General features: G+C 38.3%; 22 protein-coding genes and 2 pseudogenes. 5 read left to right on the top strand and 19 right to left on the bottom strand.

What is annotated here, in order from left to right; translation table 11 throughout:
* Positions 1-1,283 precede the first annotated feature (1,283 nt).
* From tnpB to WG932_RS30660, 5 genes and pseudogenes are all read left to right on the top strand, one after another.
* A pseudogene (gene tnpB, locus WG932_RS30680) lies at positions 1,284-1,562 on the top strand (IS66 family insertion sequence element accessory protein TnpB); the annotation flags it as partial.
* Between the two features lie 56 nt (positions 1,563-1,618).
* Complete coding sequence (locus WG932_RS30675; protein ID WP_483086428.1) at positions 1,619-1,924, top strand: transposase domain-containing protein; 306 nt, start codon at positions 1,619-1,621, stop codon at positions 1,922-1,924.
* Positions 1,925-1,991: 67 nt separating this feature from the next.
* Positions 1,992-2,165 (top strand): IS66 family transposase zinc-finger binding domain-containing protein, encoded by a 174-nt coding sequence (locus tag WG932_RS30670; protein WP_483086427.1) that lies wholly within the window; start codon positions 1,992-1,994, stop codon positions 2,163-2,165.
* 16 nt (positions 2,166-2,181) lie between these two features.
* Positions 2,182-2,433: an IS66 family transposase gene (locus WG932_RS30665; RefSeq protein ID WP_483086426.1), complete on the top strand. Its 252-nt coding sequence runs from the start codon at positions 2,182-2,184 to the stop codon at positions 2,431-2,433.
* A gap of 53 nt (positions 2,434-2,486) precedes the next feature.
* Positions 2,487-3,122: pseudogene (locus WG932_RS30660) on the top strand (IS66 family transposase).
* Positions 3,123-3,270: 148 nt separating this feature from the next.
* Here the strand turns inward: WG932_RS30660 and WG932_RS30655 are convergent.
* The 19 genes from WG932_RS30655 to WG932_RS30565 all read right to left on the bottom strand — a co-directional run bounded on the left by WG932_RS30655 (position 3,271) and on the right by WG932_RS30565 (position 20,824).
* Positions 3,271-3,663 carry a hypothetical protein gene (locus WG932_RS30655; protein ID WP_483086425.1) on the bottom strand — a complete coding sequence of 131 codons (393 nt, stop codon included), beginning with the start codon at positions 3,661-3,663 and terminating at the stop codon, positions 3,271-3,273.
* Positions 3,644-4,270 carry a hypothetical protein gene (locus WG932_RS30650; RefSeq protein WP_483086424.1) on the bottom strand — a complete coding sequence of 209 codons (627 nt, stop codon included), beginning with the start codon at positions 4,268-4,270 and terminating at the stop codon, positions 3,644-3,646. The genes WG932_RS30655 and WG932_RS30650 overlap by 20 nt, the downstream gene beginning before the upstream one ends.
* Positions 4,271-4,404: 134 nt before the next feature.
* Entirely contained in the window at positions 4,405-5,337 is a 933-nt protein-coding gene (locus WG932_RS30645; RefSeq protein ID WP_483086423.1) for a hypothetical protein, read from the bottom strand.
* Positions 5,338-5,641: 304 nt separating this feature from the next.
* Complete coding sequence (locus WG932_RS30640; RefSeq protein WP_483086422.1) at positions 5,642-6,052, bottom strand: hypothetical protein; 411 nt, start codon at positions 6,050-6,052, stop codon at positions 5,642-5,644.
* Positions 6,053-6,667: 615 nt separating this feature from the next.
* Positions 6,668-7,363 (bottom strand): hypothetical protein, encoded by a 696-nt coding sequence (locus WG932_RS30635; RefSeq protein WP_483086421.1) that lies wholly within the window; start codon positions 7,361-7,363, stop codon positions 6,668-6,670.
* 767 nt (positions 7,364-8,130) lie between these two features.
* Positions 8,131-8,418, bottom strand: coding sequence for a hypothetical protein (locus WG932_RS30630; protein WP_483086420.1), 288 nt, complete (start codon positions 8,416-8,418; stop codon positions 8,131-8,133).
* 425 nt (positions 8,419-8,843) lie between these two features.
* Positions 8,844-9,995, bottom strand: a complete 1,152-nt coding sequence (locus WG932_RS30625) for a heparinase II/III domain-containing protein (RefSeq protein WP_483086419.1) — start codon at positions 9,993-9,995, stop codon at positions 8,844-8,846.
* Between the two features lie 38 nt (positions 9,996-10,033).
* Entirely contained in the window at positions 10,034-10,162 is a 129-nt protein-coding gene (locus WG932_RS30620; protein WP_483086418.1) for a hypothetical protein, read from the bottom strand.
* 47 nt (positions 10,163-10,209) lie between these two features.
* Entirely contained in the window at positions 10,210-10,794 is a 585-nt protein-coding gene (locus tag WG932_RS30615; protein WP_483086417.1) for a hypothetical protein, read from the bottom strand.
* 20 nt (positions 10,795-10,814) lie between these two features.
* A complete protein-coding gene (locus WG932_RS30610; protein ID WP_483086416.1) occupies positions 10,815-12,302 on the bottom strand; it encodes a hypothetical protein in 1,488 nt (495 codons plus the stop codon).
* The gene (locus WG932_RS30605) at positions 12,227-12,949 is read right to left on the bottom strand and encodes a hypothetical protein (RefSeq protein ID WP_483086415.1); all 723 of its coding nucleotides are present in this window, start codon (positions 12,947-12,949) and stop codon (positions 12,227-12,229) included. Before WG932_RS30605 ends, WG932_RS30610 begins: the two co-directional genes overlap by 76 nt.
* A gap of 166 nt (positions 12,950-13,115) precedes the next feature.
* On the bottom strand, positions 13,116-14,528 hold the full coding sequence (locus WG932_RS30600) for a BNR repeat-containing protein (RefSeq protein ID WP_483086414.1): 1,413 nt from the start codon (positions 14,526-14,528) through the stop codon (positions 13,116-13,118).
* Positions 14,529-14,598: 70 nt separating this feature from the next.
* Positions 14,599-14,892: a polysaccharide lyase beta-sandwich domain-containing protein gene (locus tag WG932_RS30595; RefSeq protein ID WP_483086413.1), complete on the bottom strand. Its 294-nt coding sequence runs from the start codon at positions 14,890-14,892 to the stop codon at positions 14,599-14,601.
* Positions 14,882-15,682: a polysaccharide lyase family 8 super-sandwich domain-containing protein gene (locus WG932_RS30590; RefSeq protein WP_483086412.1), complete on the bottom strand. Its 801-nt coding sequence runs from the start codon at positions 15,680-15,682 to the stop codon at positions 14,882-14,884. The genes WG932_RS30595 and WG932_RS30590 overlap by 11 nt, the downstream gene beginning before the upstream one ends.
* 2 nt (positions 15,683-15,684) lie before the next feature.
* On the bottom strand, positions 15,685-16,755 hold the full coding sequence (locus tag WG932_RS30585; protein WP_483086411.1) for a hypothetical protein: 1,071 nt from the start codon (positions 16,753-16,755) through the stop codon (positions 15,685-15,687).
* Between the two features lie 39 nt (positions 16,756-16,794).
* Positions 16,795-16,968, bottom strand: a complete 174-nt coding sequence (locus tag WG932_RS30580) for a hypothetical protein (RefSeq protein WP_483086410.1) — start codon at positions 16,966-16,968, stop codon at positions 16,795-16,797.
* Entirely contained in the window at positions 16,968-17,093 is a 126-nt protein-coding gene (locus tag WG932_RS30575) for a hypothetical protein (protein ID WP_483086409.1), read from the bottom strand. The genes WG932_RS30580 and WG932_RS30575 overlap by 1 nt, the downstream gene beginning before the upstream one ends.
* A gap of 65 nt (positions 17,094-17,158) precedes the next feature.
* Positions 17,159-18,658, bottom strand: coding sequence for a heparinase II/III domain-containing protein (locus WG932_RS30570; RefSeq protein WP_483086408.1), 1,500 nt, complete (start codon positions 18,656-18,658; stop codon positions 17,159-17,161).
* A 390-nt stretch (positions 18,659-19,048) separates the two neighbouring features.
* Positions 19,049-20,824, bottom strand: coding sequence for a RagB/SusD family nutrient uptake outer membrane protein (locus tag WG932_RS30565; RefSeq protein ID WP_014021438.1), 1,776 nt, complete (start codon positions 20,822-20,824; stop codon positions 19,049-19,051).
* Positions 20,825-20,836: the final 12 nt, after the last annotated feature.

Here is a 20,836-nt window from a genome sequence, read left to right as displayed (position 1 = left end):
ATTAGATACAGAATTAAAAGATTCGTAAAATCTGTTTAAACAGGTTATCTTCCTTAGAATTTAGAGACATATAGGAATTAAGAATAGACGCTATAACTATAAATATTACAGCGAGTAATAGTAAACCTAGGAAAATATAATTAAATTTTTTCCCGGATTGGGTTAAAGCTTTGATATATAGAGCTGTTCCTTGAAAACTTAAAAAAATTGTTGCTATTCCCCATTCAGGAGATTTCAAAAAATATGTATAATCATTTTTGTGCAATGCTTCTAAAAACACATATAGACAAACTGGTAGTATTATCAAAAGAAACTCATATATGACAGCTAAGTTGTAGTTCTTTTTACTCATTGCATTTAGATTGTTGTCCCGAAGAGCAAAGCCTGATACCCAATTAATTAAATTGCCAATAAAGATAATAATAAAAAATAAAGGATCCGACCCCCTTTCATCAAACCGTATCCTAAAATACTAGGCAGCCTATGTTATTTCTAAAAGCCAGCCTTACATAAAACTAATAGGTAACCAATGAACTCGTAATGTTTGATATACATCAAACACTTTAGGCAAAATATAGCACTTTCTCTATTTGCCCTGACTTCAGGGACACTTCATCAGAGGTTCATTTACACCTACCTTCCGGTAGGCAGGTTTATTCTTACCTGACCACGCTCTTGACGTGGCCTTTTCCATAACGCTCAATACCTTGACGCTACAACTGATGCTCTCCCTTGTAGGACAACACCAGTGGTTCGGTTCCACCACCTTATAAACAGTTACGTATGGTTTGGCGCTTGGCGCAGTGGCGGATTTCGGAGCACTATACTGTCAATAAACGTATCCATCCGACAAACTACATCTTTTGTAAAAGCTAATCTGTTGCTAAACTTGTGTCATGAAAAGAGACAGAAAGCAATATGCGTAAACTTTATCAAGAATGGTTATCCTCAGGGGTTAGCAGATCAGCATTTTCCGATATGCATGGGATCGTTCGAACAACTTTTTTATTATTGGACCAAAAAATTCAGCACACAGGAAGAAGAAACAAAATAATGGGAAAGCTTTCCAATTGCTGGACACTATTCCATCTGTTGGTCGAGAAGGCCGAGTAATAGCGCATATTCATTATCCTTCAGGAATCAGCCTAGAAATCTATGATGGGGTCTCACCCGAGTTTATTAAAATCGCTTCTTGTCTAACGAATGCTTGCGCTATCCTCTTCATGTCGTTACTTTTTATATGATAAGTCCACTGATATGCGTTTTGGTATCAATGCCTTTCTGGACTGGTACGTAACAAGCTTGGCTTTGACCCCATGAATGGAGATGTGTTCATTTTTATTGGCAAGCGAGGCAACCAAATCCGACTTTTGCAATGGGACAAAGATGGTTTTGCCTTATATATCAAAAAGTTGGAACGAGGCACTTTTGAACGTCCTATTCTCATCGGAACAGCCATATACCAACTCAGCTCTCTTACAGGGGGTAAGGCTGGAATCGGTACGCTACAGAACCCGATACACACACCCTTAAAAGGGCGTGAAAATAAACACGTGAATTAAGTAAAAAAGTGCCTTAAAACTACTTCAAACCTATTTTTTATGCTTATTTTTATGTCATGGAAAATGAGACAATCGACTACAAAAAGCTATATGAGCAAGAGCTCCAAGCCCATCAAGAGTCATTGTTGACCATCTCCGAAAAGGAAAGTGCAATAGCAGACCTAAAGCATGAACTTGAAAAAGTTCAGGGGTATATTTTTGGCACCAAGAGTGAAAAGAGAACCGCTAATGTGGGACTAAATCAGATGGGGCTTTTCGAGCTAGGCACTACCCAAGCTGTACAAGAGGAGCTTTCCGAGTCAGTACCTACCACAGAGCAAAAACCACTCCAAAGAAAAGAGCCAAGGGCACCTCTCGTATGAGCCTTCCCGAAGAGCTCAGGAAGGGAAGAAGTGGTGATAGAGCCAAAAGAATCCACTGGAAGGTTGTGTGCAGATAGGTCAGGAAGTAACCGAAGTATTGGAAGTAGTTCCGGCATCTTTTTATGTGAAACGCTACGTACGTCCAAAATACGCGAGATCGAACGGTGAAGGCATCCTCATTGGTACATTACCAGACAGAGTAATAGAAAAAGGAATACCTTCAGAATCAGTGATTGTTTAACTCATCGTAGACAAATATGTCTACGGAATGCCGCTTCACAGGCAGCTGGATAAATACAGCAAGATGGGCGTCAGAACCCCTGCTTCGAGTGCCTCTGACTGCAATCAAGGGCTGGGAACAGCTCAAGCCACTCTCCGATCTACTCAGTATGGTAGTCCTAAGTCAAAAATACCTTCAGGTAGACGAAACGCCTATAAAAGTGTTAGATAGAGATCACAAAAAGTATTCATCAGGGGTTCATGTGGCTTTATCATGCGCCGGTAGATAAGTCTAGTACTCTTTGATTACAGAAAAGGGAGGGATCGATCGGGTCCTAAAGAAATGCTTGCTGACTTTAAGGGTATCATCCAAACAGATGGCTACAAGGTGCGATTCCCTTATGGGAAACATGACACTATTCATTTAACGTTCTTAGCGGCACATGCCAGACGCAAGTTTGTAGAAGCGCTCAATGACAACAGGAACAGGCAAACCATGTCCTTGATGAAATGCAACTACTCTATAAGCTGAAGCACAGATGAGAGAAAAGGGGTATGACTATCTACAGAAAACGAAGGAGAGAAAAGAGCATGCCACCCTTGTGCTGGACAGATTAGGGCAATGGCTGAAAAGCACCAATACAGCCACAGACCAACAAGTCCAATGGGTAAGGCTATAGAATATACCAGGTCAAGATGGGCAGGACTGAGTGTTTATGCACTTCATGGACAAATGGAAATAGACAATAACCTGGTTGAAAATGCCGTTCGTCCACTAGCTATAGGTCGTAAAGCGTATCTATTTGCAGGATCGCACAAGGCTGCGGAGATGACAGCAGCCATGTATTCTTTCATGGCCAGCTGCAAAAAGAACAAAATTAATGAGTTTGAATGGCTCCAAGAATGGCCTGAAAGAATCCAGAGCTACAAGCAAAAAGACCCTCTATCAACTACTACCTTCCAATTGGGAGAAATATAAAAAATCAAGTAGCTCCTCAAAGCATAAAATCCAACAACTCCAAATTAATCTTATATGGGTTCCTCGGATGCTTACCAATAAACCACAAAAGTTGATACGAGCTAGAATATTCAACTAACTACGCCCCCGCAATTGTGCCAACCCCTTGTTATGCACTAGCATTCTTTACTCTCATAATTACTTTTGTGATTTCCTCATAGTCAGTTGGCTTAATTATGATTGAAATTTTTATGCTATTTATTTTTCTTAAATTAAGTGATTCAATTATTTTGTTATTCCCTGTCAATATAACTATCTTTTTATTGATATTATCGTCAATATTTTGCAATTGTTGAATTAATGAATAACCATCTAAGTCACTTTTTGAGGATAAATCTATGTCGATGAAAATTACATCAAAACCTACTATTTCGGTTAAAGATCCCGACTGAGAAGAGGGAAACACTTGGATATTTAGAGCATTATCAAAGTTTAACAAGTTAGCTGCATTAAATGCTCCACTAACTGATTGATATTCATTTTCAAATATTGCTATTTTCATAAAGTAATGTTTTTAAATGTAATTTTAAAACAAGTTTAGTATCGTTGTCAGCAGCAAGTGCCTGATAAGGAATATTCATATCCTCTAAAGTTAGTTTTATAGTGTAAAGTCCATGGGTTGTTCTACGCATTATTTCATTTCGGTCATCCGACATTAGGTCATTTATCAGCTTATCCAAGTCTTGCTTAGATAGTCTATGGTCATTGCAAAAATTTATTTCTACTGTGGTTTCCGAAACTATAAACTTACATTCGACAAATTTTCTTTTATATTTTAGCATATTATTTAACCAATCAGATAGAAATAATTCGAATCCCTCTTCATTCAACTTAACAAACTTCTTTTCTTCTTTAGAGTCTATTGAAATGTCAATTTCAGTATTAGGAAAAAAGCTATAAACATTTCTTTTTAAAATAGTAAAAACACGTTCTATTGAAATTTCATCTAGCTTAGTGTAGACAAAAGGATTGTTGCTTTTTTCAAGCATATTGTTTGCTCGTTCTGTAATGTTATTTAATTCATTTCTTGCAGTTTCAGCTTCTTTAAATATTAATTCTCTAAAACTACTTCTCTTTTCTTCTATTACACTGTCAAAATTTTCTAACATTCTTAAGAGGTTTGAAAATGGACCTAGTCTGTTTCTAATGTAATGCATTGTTTTGTTAGCTCTATTTACATACTGACTTCTTTCTGATAGTCTATTAATCTCCTCGTTTCTAAAGTCTTGTAACCTTTTTTCACTCAATAATATGTTAGATATTTTTTGAATGCTGGTTCAAGTGTCCGATTAAAGAAACCTATTAGCAAATAATAAAAAGGTAATGTTGCTTCAGTAATGATTGCATAGATATATTCTTGGTTTTCAACCTTAGAATAGATAAGTAAATTATTGTGTTTCTCTCGTCCATCAAGTGTTAATTTGATATTTACGATACTTTTTTTACTTCGTATTTCCTCAATAATATTTTCCTCTTTTATGCTAAATGACCAAATGAATGATGACCCATTAGTTATAACAAGTTTATCAGATTTGTTGGAATGAATTGTAAAACAAATTATATCATCAATTTTTATTTTCTCAGTATTGTCATGGATTACTTCAATTAATTGTTTATATATTTTGTGTGGTCGTTTGATCTCTTCTTTCTTTAGATAAAAATTATCTACAGTTGCATTCAATTCTTCCCGAAATGTTCTAATTTTTAATCTCAATTCTGTATAGCCATTTATTACCCATAAGAATATTATTGAAGCTAAAGGAAGTAAATTGTTTAAAATAAACTCGGCATCAGCTTTATTATTAAGGTAAGAGATTAGTATAATGTAAGTGACTGTCGTGTAAACGTATAACGCAATGGATTTTTTTGTACCTGAAAAATTTATGCTATTGATAATTGGGAGAATAATGAGTGTGAAAATCAGTATTTCACCCGGGTCTTTGCCCAAAAGAATAAAGTTGATAAACAAAAAGTCATTCAGTAACCTTATTTTGTCTTTTTTGTCAAATTTTACAAATAAAAATAAATACAAAATTGTTGCCCCTATATAAACTAGAATGGGGAATAGATTATTTTGTGAAAAAACAATTAAAAAGGAATATCCAACCAATACTAGCCTAAATAGGATAGAGTTTATTTTCCTTTGGATATAGTCCATTATTTCGTGTCCCTTCATTTTTGCGAAATCTTATCTGAAATTTTAAAATAGAAAAAATTTATTATGAATGTAATAAATAAAAGCTTACCAATAATTATTACTAGAAGTCCAAACAAACCAATAGGCTCAACTTTTAAATTATTCTCAAGGTCAGCGAATAAAGTAAGAACATTCATTATATGATTCAGTAATGAATTCTGAGAATAATCCTCATATGATACATCAAAAATTACCAATGAATCTATAGGGGCTGGTAACAATATAAAACAAGTGATAATAAATAATACTATTATTCCTAAAAGTAATCTTACAATAGATTCTCCTAAGTATAAAAAACAGTTTTGGGGTATGATACGTAATTCTTGCTTTCGAGAACTTGTTTGATTTCTGATTTATGTTTTCTAGTAATAAACCAAGACCTCTCGTGCTCAGGTAGCTCTCTTGATGCAACGGATGTGATATATTTTAAAATTGATACTTGTTGATTTGAAGGTAAGTATTCAATTAGCTGTTCAATTTTCGAATAGTTGTAATTATCATATCCATAGTCAGCTAATTTAATTGTTTCAATGTATGAGTCAGAAAAATTTTTAATATCTTTGTAAAGTCCATTAGTTTGAGATATTTTTACTTTCAACTTTATAATATTGTAAAGTATATTGCTTTTCTCTGATTCACTTTTTGAAGCACTCAGCTTTGTGTATTCTTCTTTGATAATATGTTCAACTGTCATTTTCGTAAGTGTTTTTAAGCTTGTGCTAGTAGAGTAGAGCCTGATAGCCTACTTTAATATTACCTATAAAGATAATAAGAAGCAGAGAATCAGCAACCCTTTATCAAACCGTACCCTGTTAAATTCAGGGTAAAAAATAAATTTTTCCTTCATACGGCTTACCAATAGCCTTCTTTATTGAAATCCAATAACCTCTTGCCCACCTACCATAACTCTTCATCGAAATGAATTCATTTTAAGCCCTGGTATACTATGGTTCAGATTTTCTAAGAACTCAAAAAACACAGGTATAAGGAATAAAAAACGCTATTGGAAAATAAATTTGTCAACTTTTAAATAATTTGCAGCTATCTTAAACAACAAAACCTATCCAATCCCCATAACAGAAGGCTAACAGAGGCTAAGAACAAATCCTGAACGCACAGGAATTCAATAAACCGAAGCTTTAATCGCATCATTGAAGCTTAATTGTTGTGATGAGTTTTTTAATTCTTTCTTTTTCGGAAACGTAATATTTTATTTTTTTCCAAAGTTTAGCGTCACTATACCACCCATACGATGTTAAGACACCTAAGCCAGCTGATAAGAATAGCATTAATTTAAAAATCCAATCACTTATTTTTTTCTATTTGAAATTGAAGGTTTTACTGTTTTTTCAAAATTAGAGATTGAAATTGCATGAGTTTCACCATTATTTAAATTTTCGAGAAAAATACTGTCATTTTTAATTTCATTGAGTTCAAAAAGCTTGTCATTTTGTTTATATACAACTTCCGATTCTTTATTGAAATCTCCTATATGACCTGAGAATATAATAAGTCCTATAAACACAGCTACGAAAATAGTTCTGTAATAGTAAAACGAACTAGAATTTTTTGCAATTCTATACAATCTTTTATCACTCTCTATATTAATTTTTTCTACATTATCGACATTTGGAATTCGATGTTTAATCTCTATATTTTCTATAATTTTATCAAGGGTTACTTTATCAGATTTGAGTTCAACTAAACCTTCGATTTCGATAAATTCGTGCTTTCGAAAAAGTCCACCATCGATAATCAAGCTTGTATCATTTTTTGTTTTTAGGTTGAGTTGTAAATTGGAAGATTTTTGCGATTCGAAAACTGAAATCCATTTAGTCTTTTTTGGAAGTTTGATGTTTATAGGTGATTCGGCATTTCTTAAATCAATGTCTATTGAACCAGCATTGAAAATACTGAATTTTAAATAGACAATATTTTCTTCTATCGGTTTGGAATCAAAAGTAATACTTATTTGTTCAAACTTTTTTGTTATCTCGTGGAACATACCTATTGAATCAGATTCTATAAAAATGATATTTCCAGGGTATTTTTTTTCTTTAATGCTATATACAATCCATAGATTGTTCCTATTAGACCTAAAGCTCCAATAACAAAGCCTAAATTATTTAAAATCTCATTCATTTTTTTAAATTCATCACAACAATAGTGTATCTAACGTTTGAAGAATACAATATAAGGACCAGTAATGCTTATTCAAATAGATAGATACCTACTATCTAACCCCTAAATTAACTAAAAACTTATGAATAAAAAGCCCTTTGCAGCCTTCAAACTGGTTTTTTTGAGGAAATAATAGGTTTAAGGCATATTCCGCCCTAATATTTTGTTAAACGTTTACAACCGTTTGTAAACCGACAATACCAGAAAGGCATGAATCTCCAATGCAAAATTTACACACTTTTAGACATTTACCCTTCCATTGCCTTTTAAAATCTCCAATCTGCTGATTTTAGATCATTTTGTTTTTCCATGCAAAGTCTCAGGTAATCCATGATCAGTTCCTAGTAATAAATTCCCTTAAAAACCCTATATTAAGCTTTATTTCTCTGAAATACTTTACTTCACCCCTTCTCTCTTGTCAGTTTTTGGTCAAATGGATCAGTTAAAAATTAAAAAAAACTGCCAAAAAGGCGGAAATTTTCGTCTAAAAGGTTCAATTACCCACTTCATAACTGGAATTTTGAAGTAAATAACTCCAATGGGTAGATTCCGAAGTACCCCTCCCCACTTCCAAACCTCGAAAATTTGACCTTATCCAAAGACTTTTCCTGAAATTTTGTCATATATTCCGGTTTTTACCCTGTTTTCTGTCAGTTTTTGGTCGAATTTTTCAGGTTTGAGGTGAAAAATATAAGTGCTGAACCGGAAAATTCCATAAAATATATTCAAGCTTGTCAGTTTTAGGTACCCCACCCCTGTTTTAAGGTGGGTAATTGAGGTTATAAACTCCAATGGGTAGGTTTGGAAGTACCCCACCCCACTTCCGAAGTACCCTTGTTTGGTCCCTACAGCTTCGACAAGCTCAGCCTCCGGTACCACTGGTTCAAGTTTAGCGAAGTGTAACTTGGACCTACAATGCGGAAAGTTTTCAACTTTCTTAACCCCGAAATAGCCAGGTGGTTGCTAACGTTTTTCGATTCCTACGACTTCGACAGGCTCAGTCTCCGGTGAGGGTAGGTTATCAAAGTTTCAATTCCTACGGCTTCGACAGGCTCAGCCTCCGGGAGAAGGAACCCACGAGTGCTGAAAGTTTTCAACTTTTTGAAATAAATCCCGAATTCAATTCAGGTAGAAATAGTCGGGCGGTTGCTAACGTTCTTCGCCCCCTACAGCTTCGACAAGCTCAGCCTCCGGGAGGGGATTCCTACGACTTCGACAAGCTCAGCCTCCGGTGAGGGTGGGAAAAAAATAAGCGTGAATCCTATCCACGCTTATTTTTTATTAGCCCTTTAGGCTATTGAAGTTTATTTCTTGCTAATGGTAAAATCCATCTTGCCGGCTTTTAAATCGCCATTGCTTGTAAGGTTGATTCGGTACATGTCTTGACCCCACTTGCTCGCGACGCCTTCATCTTCCGGTAAATCAAATGGCATTTTCTCTACTTCTACTTCCATATCATTTGGATTGTATTGGATTTCAAAGGGGGATACTTTTCCGTCTTTACCCTGATAAGCAATGGAAATCAAACCGGGTTTGACTACCTCTACCGGATAAACGGTCATCAGGTGCTGAATGATTTCTCCAGCTTCCGATAACTTGTAGGTGTCTTTAATTGTTACCCTTTTCCCACGGTTTAACGCTAGGTCTCGCTGCCAGGAAACCAGACCTGCTGACTCGGGATAGGATGCGCTAATATCCAAAGTCATGGATGAACTTCTTCTATTGGTTTCATAAGCAACCTTCGTGGCCTGGTAGGCCCTTCCGGCTGTTTGCGTTTGCCCATTTACAGTAGGCAGGTTGTGGTAGTCCGAACGGTTGAACCAAATGGAATACCGCTCCCCACTGAAAGTCCTTCGGGTATAAGTTCCACTTCCCACATCTATTAACACAGGAAGCCCATCGTAAAATACCACGTAGTTTCCGATGTCATTGTGGTTGTGGCTTTCATCATTGTGCCCACCTTTGGCAGCAAGGAAGAAGCCATCTGTGCTTCCTTCCTGGTCTCGGGCTACCATTACCTGTATGTCTTTTAGCCAAACGTCTTTTGGCAATGGAAGTCCCTTCTCTGCATTTTCCAATTCCTCATGCATAAACACTTCAAAGAAATGTCTGAAATAATGAAACCTTGGCAAGGCTTTTTCATTTTCCGCTATATAGTAAGCCCCAAATTTCATCATGTCGGGATCCTGAATGGCCTTGCCATACCTGTAAATCATGGCTCCCGCCATGGTAGGTTTGGGACTGGCATCTGCAAAATTCAGAAAGTAATCTTTACTAATTTGCGCCCTATAAATATAGCGCCCCATATTTTTTACTTTTTCATCCTCATAGGCAAACTGAAAAGCTCCATTTGATGCCTCATTCAGCAAAGAAAGGTTATCAAATAACGAGGCTGCTGCGGCACCCCAATAGCCCGGTCCCTCATCACATCCCCCATCTTCGGGATAAGGTGTCAAAAATTCGTCCAGTACTTGTGTGGCTTTATTGATATGGGCTACTCTTTTTGCTCATCGTCTTCCAGCAATAATGCCGCATTGATCCAGTTGGAGCAGATCCATGGGTTCCAGTTATTTGGACGCCTGCCATTGGCATTTGAGGACATCCATCCGTGATGTTTGTTCATCAGAGGTTCAAATATTCTATTGGTGGTTTCATGCCTGATTCTCTTTCTTATCTGAGGAGAAATTTCATCGAATTTCTCTCCCAAAAGTAATCTGCCCAGGCCAAATACATGGCTGTCTCCGCAGCAAATAGGTCAACAAATGGCTTGGAAACATCCATTAATCCTGAATACTCATCTGTCTTGGGAAGGTGTGCCGGCACTCCCCAAAAGGACTCTTCACAAATGGACCATACCCCATTGACTATAGGATCAATAAACCTTCCTTTGTTCTCATACAGTTCTGCCAAAATCATGGCTCCTAAAACCCTCCTTTTTTCAAAGGTAATTTCTTGGTATTCGGTCCTGTTTCCATTCCTGTGAATCAACAAGGACTTGGTGGCAGGAATATAAGGCCATGAATAATTGATGTTTTCATTGGCATAATCTAGATAAAATTCCATTTGCTCTTTGTCCGCTTTGCTCCAAGCTTCTCTATCGTCAATGGCCGGAAATGGTCGCCAATCTTTTAGGGGGATCAGTACTTCTGCAAGCTCTTGTTCGCTGTATTGGCTACTGATAAGGTTCTGGCCGAATGCATTTAGGGATAATATAATCCCTGAAATAAGCAGGAATAAGTGTTTTGATTTAATCATTTTTATATGGGTTTATTCAATTACTTGTAATATAGCTTGTGTACTCCCTCTGACAAAGGAATTTTCATCCAGCCATCTTTAGTTTCAGGATTTTCTATTAATTTATCGTCAATGTATAGCCTTCTTGAAGCTTTACTTTTTAAATAAATGTCTGTTTTTTCATTGGCAATTACACTTATAAATTGACTGTTCATCCATAAGGTAAGCATTTTATCTGCTTTAAATTCCAGCTCACCGTCACTAAAATCAGTGGCATTTTTTGCAAATATAAAATTTCGTTCTCCTTTTGATTCCCTATGAAAGAAGAATTCCCCCTCAAAGTGAAAATGGTCAAAGGCAATGCTACGATCCGGTGTAAAGCTGTTAAAAACAAGGTCCTTTGCCCCATCCGTATGTTGCAGCAAATTGGCTGTAAAGGTCCCATGAAGCCTTGGCTGTAGCTGAATACCTTTTTCGGATTCAGCCATAGGATTTAATAAAGTTACAATGGTATTCTTGCCCGATTTATCCGGAGAGTAAATGGCTTCCAATCTGGAATGCTTCGGATGGTTGGGATACCTTGAAGGTATTGCAGAAGCCACCAAACTTTGGTTGATCCTCTCAGGCTTTGTAAGGTAATGGATGCCCAATGCAGTTCCTGCTACCGTGGGAAAATGATCTATTGCAGCCCGGTAGGATTCATTTACCAAAAGGGTATCAATATGACTTTCATTGGCAGGGTGCAGGTAAGAGATGATCTTTTGCCCTTGCTCTACCTCCACCTCATCTAAAAGAAGTACATATGCTTTTGAATGCGGAGTTTTGTGCAACAAAATCATGCTTCGGTTGTGAAAAGCCGAGGGAAGGGCCGGTCCTGCATCTCCCATGGCATAGTCAAAATCCTCGCGACTAATGTATTCCACAATTCCATTGCCTAATCGGGAATCATGGTCTTTACCATCTATGGTGAGGGTATTGTTTAAAGCTGCAGCCCGGGTGGGTTCACCAAGTCTCCCTCCATTGACCAAAAGCCTGTTCCCCATTCCGGATAATGCCAAGCCGTTGGTTTCTTGGTGGGTATGCCATTCATCTTGACTCTTAATATTGTAAAGCACGGCATGAATGCCCAGAGAATCACTACCGCTCTCTCTGAGAAAAGCACCTCCATTTTCATAGAAACTGCTTTTGGGAGCACTTGGATAAGGTGATTTTTTCTTCGGTAGCAAATAGGAAATGATATGCCCTCTTTTCTTGTCATGCTCGTGAAACCATGCGGCATAAGATGCCGCCAATTCATCAAAATTACCTACCCGAGCATGTAATAAATCGTTATTCAAGGTTTGACTGGGAAGCATGTCACCTATGATGGCCATTTCCTTGTTGTTGTTCACACTGGCACTGAAAAGCCATCGATGATACTTTTTAAGTCTTTCATTGGCGTAATATCTTTGGTCTATTCCGGTAAATTCAAGCACATCCATATAACCTGCCTTGGAAATACGGCTGTCTCCTCCCCTACTCTTTCCCAAGCATAATGTATGGTCACCGGAGAAACACCATCAGGGGTAATTTGATGCATAATCCCTTTGTAATAAGCATCATCAGGACCTGTTCGCACACCTTTGTAAATGTCCCAAGTACCATGCGTTCCTAGTCTTACATCGGTCCAGCTTCCTTTGCGGTTAATTTTAAATATTTGAGATTCAATCAACTTTTCACAGGCTAGAATTTCCTCTTTGGTCAAATCATTGTACACAATATCCAAGGCAAGAATGGCCACAAAAAAGGAGCTCATGGGTGGCACTACTCCACCCCAATCTCTTTTTTCGGTAGGTTTTAATTTTGAATATTGATTTAAGATTAAGTCTTTGACTTTTTGGGCGTACTTGGCTTTGTCTTCCGGATAGAGGATATAAGCCAAAGCCACTGCACCAATATAATCCTGCAATTCATACGCTCCCGAAATGGATTGATTGAAACCTTCCTCTGTGATTTTCAAGGCATCTTCAGCCATGGACTTCCAAGGTTCATAATAGGCCTTTTCGCGATGTGCCTCAAACTGATCTTCAGTTACAATTAAAAATGGATGGGAATTGGATTGGGCAAAAACTGAAGAGCTGTCCAACATTAAAAAAATGCCAAGCCCTACAGTTAAAACCAATTTGATTTTATTCATGGATTTCAATTTCTTGAGATTAATTTGATTTAGGAATCATGTTTTTCAAAATCCTTTAAGGGGATATTGATTTTGAATTCACTCAATTTGCTACCCACCTTTTCAATTGAACTTAAATTATTATAGCAAAAAGATCAACTCTTTGTCTATAGGTGGCAGGCATCAATTATTCCATTTCATACAGGTAAAGCACTGAAGGTTTGGGCCAAGGTTTTGGATAAGGCCTGTCTCGGTTTGGAGGCAGGGTCTCCCATTTTAGACGATAGGTTTTGCCATTTTCTGAATTTCCCAGGTCTTTGGCATTCCTTATTTCCAAGCCTTCAAAATCACCTTCAAGTTGAAGGGCAGCGCTAAAGCTTTCCGGTTTTAACACTTCACCAATGTTATTTAAATCTTTGTCCAAAAGAACCGTTCCTTCACCATATTTTATGTGCTTATAGCCCAGCTCAAAATTACCATCTTCCCTGCGATTAAAATCCCCAATGCGTACCTCTGAGTGGATACTACCTCGACCTGAAAATTCCCACCTGTAGTCCCAATTGGTAACTTGCGTGGCTTTCCAGGCGCCATCTACTATCCTGCTAACGTAAAACTGCAGGTTACCATTTTCATCGTACTTATGGAATGCCATCAATGGCTTATTGTTCTCATCGAGGCATAACTTTGCTGCAAGGTTGATTATCCCACCTTTGGGAGGAACAGGATCTACAATCACTGTTTTCTGGGCAATCGTAACGGGTACAGTTAGCTTATTGCCAAAAGCATCGTACCAATTTTTCAGGTCCGGGCTCTTGATATAAGAAAGGTCATGGTTGGTTTCACAATCCGGTGTATCCCTCCATACCCAATACATATGGTACCAATTGTCTTCTCTCAAGGAGGGTTGAGAAGCATAGGCATTCATCTCTCCTTGTCCATCCGTTAGTGGACTATCTAGCAAGCGTGTCCATTCCTTAGAAGCTACATCGTATATATTGTAAATTTCATTCCCATTTCCACTTCCGCCATCTCTGTAATGGAAAAGCAGACGACCTTCTCGGTCTGTCATAAAGTGCGGGTAAGTACAGCGTTTTTCATTAGAGCCTACCATTTCCATTTCTTGCTTTAGGCTGCTGATATCATAAGGCTCTTGCCCTCTGAAATAAGTAATGGGATGCACATGCATGTTGCCGGCCAAATGCAAGTACCCCTCTGAATCAATACCAATGGTAACAGAATTATGACTATCCCAGCCAAGTGTGGTGCTGGTTCCTTGCCCTTCTTCCCTATCAAACACAGGCAGTTGATACAGTTCAAATTGATCCTCATCAAGATCCCTTTGCCCTACAGTCATGTGTCTGTTCTTGTTGTAATAGGCTATGTATTGTCGATTTTGATGTGTGAGCAAAGAGAAACCAACCGAATGACCTGCCCATACACTATCTATAGGTATGATATTATTTACACTAAGTTTTTGGTCGCGCTCATCGATTACAATGGGCTCTTTTGAAGTTTCCTGACTTTTTTGATTGCATGAAACCAAGGCCAAAAACATAAGCCACACAAGACTTAAATTGACACGTATTTTCCGATTCATCATTTGTTTATTGTCTTAAATTTAAGCAGTATCTGGTTTAGAGTGGTCTAAAGGATACTGGAAATGCTACGTTTTAATCTCCCAAAATCACACTACTTCCGGCAAACTCACCTTCCGGAAGTTGTACCGTCACTTTACTTATCCAATTTTCAGCATCCCATGCTACCCGGTGTTGAGTCCCCTGTAGATTCAGTTTACTGTTTAATTGTAAGTGCATTTTATCTAACTTTCGACTTGGATCGGAGACGGCCATTTTTACTATATTTTGACCATCTAAGTGAAGCAAAACCAATCCCGGACCATCCATGGTTAATTCTAATCCATCTCCCAGATCAAGTTTACCCGCTTGGTAAAAATTAGCCTGCACTTGTAGCAGCTGTTTGTGCCGCACAGCCCTGCAGTTCCGGAGTATTCGCCAATATTTCTATTTGGTCATCAATCCGGTAGGCCTTGGTTTCCTCCAAGCTGGCATTAGGTAAAATCATGTAGGCATAGCTTTCCTGTCTCACATTATTTCCATGATTTACCCAAAGGCTGAACACCTCTTTGGTCACATCCTCTTGGGGAGCCCTTGTTTGTCGGTTAATGGAAGTCCAATTTCCTGTAACCTCTCCAAAAGACAATTCAACATCCTGAGGTGCTAACATAAAATAGCCTACTCGATCATGGTAAATCCAGTCCGGATTTTTGAGCCCATGCTTTCCTGACTTCAAAATTTTCATTTGATGACCTACTTGGGCATAAACTTCACCCTTCAGTAACAATTGATTTAAGGTAGTAAAGACCTCTTGCTTGCCTTTAGCATATATACCTGTTCCCAGACAAACATATTCCTTGTCAAAGAAAAACCAGCTTTTTCTGGCTTTTAGGGGATCATGGGGGCTGATAAAGTCAAAAGCCACACTTCCATATAAATCATCTGTGACCGCGCCTACAAAATCTGTATAGCCGGATTTTTGAATTTGATCCGGGTCCGGAAGCTTTTCTTTTTGCAGGATGGTGGCCCCGGGAATTTTCTGAAAATCCATAACCGGAAAAATATCCAAGTATTCTTTTCCTGTTATGGAAAGGTGATTGGTCCCATCTCCCCGGTGATGGTTCATTAATCCTTCACTGTTATAGGGCACCTCCATATTGTCATTCCTTATGGAGTACATTCTTACAGAAGTAAAAAGCCCGGCCTCTGATAGGTGAAGAATTCCGTTTGCCAAAAATACTTACCATAGGACAAGGAAACCTTATGGATCCCTTCTTCTCTAATTTTTACAATTTCTTCCAAATCACCTTTCCGATAATCAGTGGCCTGAAGTAATTTTTTTGGTGTTTTCGCATCCAAGCCATGAAGAGCGCCAGGTCTAGCAATGCTTCTATTTTTTGCTCCAGCCTCTAAATACTTTCCAAAAGCCAGGTTTTTACTTATTCCATCTAAATAATAGTCAACCAAAATTTCTACCTTATCTCTGGAAAAGGAATATTGGGTAGCTGCAGTATATACCAGCCATTCAACGAAAGCATCTGCATAGCCTAATCCATAAGAACTTGTATTGTTTACCCGATCTACTCGATGATGAAAGCTAAAGTCTCTCTGAAGGCCACGGCTACCTGTGGAAAATTTTATTTCTCCTTCGATCACTTTCAAAACAGTTTCAAATTTTTCCTTCTCGCCTAGAAACAGTAGGTTTTTTGCCAAAATACCGGCAATTTTTATTCTATCCCCACTAGGTCTTGCTCCTGAAGCATTGAGATGTGCCCTTCCTATAATGGGTTGGGTAGCTTGCACCAATTCTTCCGGCAATTCATCTCCTAACAATAACATCACTGCCACCAGATTATTTGGTGTGCCTATTTGATTGTACCACCAATTGTCGCAGAAATAATCGTTTTGTACCCAATGGTCCAGCGCATTGGAAATTGCTTGCTTTACTTTTGGACTTCCTCTAAACGTTGAGTTTGGATGTTGATAGGCTTTTGCCAAAGTCACCATATTTCCTGTATGGAAATAATGCTCAAAGCCTGTTCTTGACACATCTTGGTAATTGATTCCGGGCCAGGTTCCGTCAGGGTTTTGAGAGGTAAGCAGCTGCTGTATTTCCTCTTTATCCACTTCAGAAGTAAGGTACTCCTTCACCACCCTTTCCTTAACCAAGTCAAAGTCTGTGGATGCAGGTAGGGCGACAGTAATTCCTGTCGATAAGAAAAAAAGAGAAGACCTATAAAAGGTTACTGCCAAAGGATGAAAGTCTTCCTTTGGCAGTGGAATAATTTTGTATCACAATGCTTTCAATCTAACCTTGATTACATCCGTATTGTCTTCAATCAGATAAGCGGGGATCCTAATCTCCAATCTTTTTAGCCCTTCAATTTGCCTGTCAAGTTCTAGCGGTGCCGGGTCAAGTGAAATTACAGATACCATAATGTCCGGATGAGAAAGATTTTCTAACATTATCTTTTTTCATCTTGGGTAAGCACAGCACCTCCGTCCACAATACTTACATCTGCCTGAGTCATCATTTGCCAGGTGATCATTTTGGTATGCACATTGGTTTCAATCTGATCTTCTATGATCAATGACTGGTTGTCAGGTTTGATGAATTTTCTCGTAGCCTTCCTAAGTTTATTACCAAAAACGGGTGTTAAATCAAATGAAGCTTCCGGTTGATCTCCTTTTTCACTTCCAACATTTCCGCAAAACCATCATTTACATGGAGTTCACCATTTACTGTCAATGTGCTGTGTCCATAATTATTTTTGGTCAATAATGTCCACCTTTCACAGTCTTGGCAAGAATTCCAAAGATCAAAACCAGTTTGTTCCAAAGCATTGTAGCCCTGGTTACCCGGATCTATGCTCCAACGCACCCCATTCAGTTCCCAAATGAATGAGCCTGCATCCATGTTCCCATGTGAGACGGTGCTTTTACCACCTTTACCACCAAAGTAATAACCTTTACCATCACGCATAATGACAATAGGATTTTTTCCGTCTCCCTTATAAACCAGGGGTAATGCTGCTTCAGTAGTTTTTTCAAATTGTGCCAACCACACCAATCCTGCTCCTGCAATTCTATGAAGCTTTCCAAAATCAGCCACAGGTTGGCCAAATTTATCATCTTCTATGTACAGGGAATTCCCACTTTGGGTAGCAAACCAGGCCAAAATGATGTCTCCCGAATCACTGTGACGGTCACCACAATCTGCATAATTGTAATAATTTCCCGAAGGAGCAATTGTTAATTTTCTAAAATCAGCACTTTCTTTAAAAGCAGGGTAATCACCAATACCAAAGTCGGTACCAAAAGAGGTTTTAAGCATGGCAGAGGTAAGCACAGTAAAGGCAGTACCATATCCCCAATAAGTGGATCCTTCAGGATAAGCTCCATCCGGTCCATACTGCATAAGTCCATTAGGAATTCCATCCAATGAGCGGTGGATTGTTTTGGCTGCCAATTCAATGTCCTGATCTGCAATCACAATAGCAGCAGCAATCATACCGGCATTACAAACCTGATTCCAGTTGTTGGTGCCATACATTCTACCTTTACCCCCATTCCAGCTAGGTGCAATTCCTTTTTCAATCAAAGCATCTTTTGCTAGCTTTACAGTGGCATCAGGTAAGTCATCGCCTACCCAGTCAATGGCTAATGCAACCCCTGTAGCCATCTCTGCCACATCAAGAAAATGGGAAGGGTTCCAGTCTGAAAAATTACTTACAGCAATGATTTCCTCATTGAGTTTATCTAAATATTTGCTATCCTGCTCAATTAAATAAGCTATCCCTAAAACATTTACACGGTGCAAAAGGTCCCGAGAAGTTCCCAAAAGCCGGCGACCGATTACATTCCTAGTCAAAACAGGCTGATTGATTACCCTGTCCGCATCAGCTTTTAAAGCCAAGAAGTAATTTTCTACCAGAGGGTCATTCTTAATTTTTTTCTTTAAATTCCTTAATAGTGCCGGGCTAAGTGCCAATTTAGGGCCTGATTTTTTTAGATTTCGCTTCAAATACTTTACTGTAATGGGATTTTCCAATTTCACTGTATCCATCTCTACATGTTCGGGAACTGCAGCGACTAGAGGACTCCAAAGCAGGACTGTAATTATCAGCAATTGAAGGGTAAATTTTTCTATTCTCATATTTCTAAAAATTATCATTTTTTGTATCTATTTCTATTGGTTATGATTATTCAACACATTTGAACTTCGCATTTAGCACAATACCTATCTAGGGAATGACATCAATAACAAAGGCCTTTTTTATGCTATGTGCATTAATTGTAAAGTAGATAATAAGTTGACCCGAAAAACTTCAAAGAACAAGGTGGGTTAGGGCGATTTTCAAAAAATTAAATTGCCTCACATAATAATTTATCTTCATCTTATTTGGGAATATAATGGGTTTACAATTAAAGGATCAATTTAAAATATCATCTTTAATTTTCCTTTCCGTTTATAAAAAAGACAAAAAAAAACTGCCACAATCTGATGAAATCAGATCATGACAGTTTTTACCTGTTGAACTATTAATTAATTGTATCCCGGATTTTGTTGTAATTGAGGATTTTGAGCTAAATCATCCAATGGCAATGGCCACAGGTAATTTTTTCCCTCATCGAATGTAGGGTTCTCCCAATCAGTTCCTTTGTAAACATCAATATAAGTTTTTCCTGTTTCAGGATCTTCACTGGTTTCTACAATGGCACCAGCAAACCTAGCCTGATTTTCTGCATTCCAACGAATCCCTAGATCTGGGCTTTCCAATTTTTTACCTTGTTTCCATCGTTTAAGGTCTTTGTACCTAAAACCTTCTAAGAATAATTCGACTCTTCTTTCTCTTCTGATTTCTACGATCAATGAAGAGACTCCGTCATTCGCATACCTTGGATCCATTGGAGGATCTAGGGTCAAGTGCGGCATGGCCACTCTGTCTCTCAAAAGATTGATACTAATGTCAAGATCACCTTGACTGATCTCTCCCAACTCGGCTTTCGCTTCAGCGTAATTTAACAACACCTCGCCAAACCTAAGGATAATGGCAGGCGTCTCAGAAGTATTGTAAGCTTTACCGATCATATCATCTGCATTGTAATGCTTGATGATGTGGTAACCTGTTTCAGTGGTAAAACCACCCGGCATACCTACGATTCTAGGATATTCTCTACCATCAGCTCTGTCATACTTGTACATTTCAGTATCGTCCGGGTGCAAGATGGTCTGTCTCAATCGAGGATCACGGTTTTCAAATACGTCTTCGAAAGTATCGTCTCCTTTATAATTTGGAGACAAAGTAATCGGTAAGCCGTCAGTTGCCAAAAAGTCCTCAACAAAACTCTTGGTTGCACCACCTGTGTAGCCAAAATATCCCTGAACAACATTGGTAAAAATACCCAATTGGTACCTTCTCCAAACCATTACTTCAGGATTACCACTAAGATCTAGAATCCTCATGTAAGCGTTAAAATCTGTATCAGGATTACCTGTATTGTACAAAGCATAAGGGCTGTTATCCATTACTTCTTTAGCAGCTTCAGCAGCTTCAGCAAGCCACATTTCAGGATTAGATCCTCCATGGTATTTCCTCCAGGTTCCTTCAAACAGGCATAACCTTGATTTAATGGCCAAGGCAGCCCATCTGTTCAAACGACCAGGTTCGTTGCCATCTCCCCAATCATCAGGTAAGTGGGTGGTAGCAAAATCCAAGTCCGCCAAAACTTTATCCATGGCCTCTTCTCTAGGCATTCTAGCCGCAAATAACTGCTCAGAGTCAATGTTTAATTCAGTTTCAACCCATGGAACATCACCAAATTTCTGAACTTTTTCTGCATAAAACCATCCGCGCAATAAGCGAGCTTCAGCTTTGTATTTATTTTTTGCTTCTTCAGAAATAGCTGCTTTGTCATAATTGTCCATGCCTACGTTGATGGCCCTAACAAAACCCCAACCTCTGTACCCAAACCATTGAGGGCTATTAGGTACGAGTTGCTTACCTGCACGAACTTGTTGAAAGAACGTGTGTCTGTCATTCCTAGGTGCAAGGTTATCAGAAAATCCATCCAAGAAGTAATAGCTTCCATAATAGCTACTGAAACCATTGTTATGACCATGTAAAATTGGCACTTCATGATCAGTCAATGCCAAATGATACAGACTATTGTTGTAGACCATCAGGTCATTTTCTGTATTCCAGAAAGTCTCATTACTTACTTCATCTGTTGGGTAGCGTTCCAAGAAATCATCATTGCAGGAAGTCAGCAAAAATGAAGTCAGGCAAACCGCAGCCCATATATAATTATATCTTTTCATACTTGTTTTCGT

Source organism: Cyclobacterium sp. SOCE241, assembly GCF_056867545.1.
This window is presented reverse-complemented; position numbering and strand designations above follow the sequence as displayed.

Excerpts from the sequence above, each read along its gene's own strand:
- WG932_RS30655 (WP_483086425.1), bottom strand. The coding sequence starts at position 3,663 with ATGAAAATAGCAATATTTGAAAATGAATATCAATCAGTTAGTGGAGCA.
- WG932_RS30620 (WP_483086418.1), bottom strand. The coding sequence starts at position 10,162 with ATGAACAAACATCACGGATGGATGTCCTCAAATGCCAATGGCAGGCGT.
- WG932_RS30605 (WP_483086415.1), bottom strand. The coding sequence starts at position 12,949 with ATGAATAAAATCAAATTGGTTTTAACTGTAGGGCTTGGCATTTTTTTA.
- WG932_RS30565 (WP_014021438.1), bottom strand. The coding sequence starts at position 20,824 with ATGAAAAGATATAATTATATATGGGCTGCGGTTTGCCTGACTTCATTT.
- WG932_RS30615 (WP_483086417.1), bottom strand. The coding sequence starts at position 10,794 with ATGATTAAATCAAAACACTTATTCCTGCTTATTTCAGGGATTATATTA.
- WG932_RS30650 (WP_483086424.1), bottom strand. The coding sequence starts at position 4,270 with ATGTTAGAAAATTTTGACAGTGTAATAGAAGAAAAGAGAAGTAGTTTT.
- WG932_RS30600 (WP_483086414.1), bottom strand. The coding sequence starts at position 14,528 with ATGATGAATCGGAAAATACGTGTCAATTTAAGTCTTGTGTGGCTTATG.
- WG932_RS30645 (WP_483086423.1), bottom strand. The coding sequence starts at position 5,337 with ATGAAGGGACACGAAATAATGGACTATATCCAAAGGAAAATAAACTCT.
- WG932_RS30665 (WP_483086426.1), top strand. The coding sequence starts at position 2,182 with ATGTCTACGGAATGCCGCTTCACAGGCAGCTGGATAAATACAGCAAGA.
- WG932_RS30640 (WP_483086422.1), bottom strand. The coding sequence starts at position 6,052 with ATGACAGTTGAACATATTATCAAAGAAGAATACACAAAGCTGAGTGCT.
- WG932_RS30675 (WP_483086428.1), top strand. The coding sequence starts at position 1,619 with ATGGAAAATGAGACAATCGACTACAAAAAGCTATATGAGCAAGAGCTC.
- WG932_RS30590 (WP_483086412.1), bottom strand. The coding sequence starts at position 15,682 with ATGTACTCCATAAGGAATGACAATATGGAGGTGCCCTATAACAGTGAA.
- WG932_RS30580 (WP_483086410.1), bottom strand. The coding sequence starts at position 16,968 with ATGTTAGAAAATCTTTCTCATCCGGACATTATGGTATCTGTAATTTCA.
- WG932_RS30635 (WP_483086421.1), bottom strand. The coding sequence starts at position 7,363 with ATGTTCCACGAGATAACAAAAAAGTTTGAACAAATAAGTATTACTTTT.
- WG932_RS30570 (WP_483086408.1), bottom strand. The coding sequence starts at position 18,658 with ATGAGAATAGAAAAATTTACCCTTCAATTGCTGATAATTACAGTCCTG.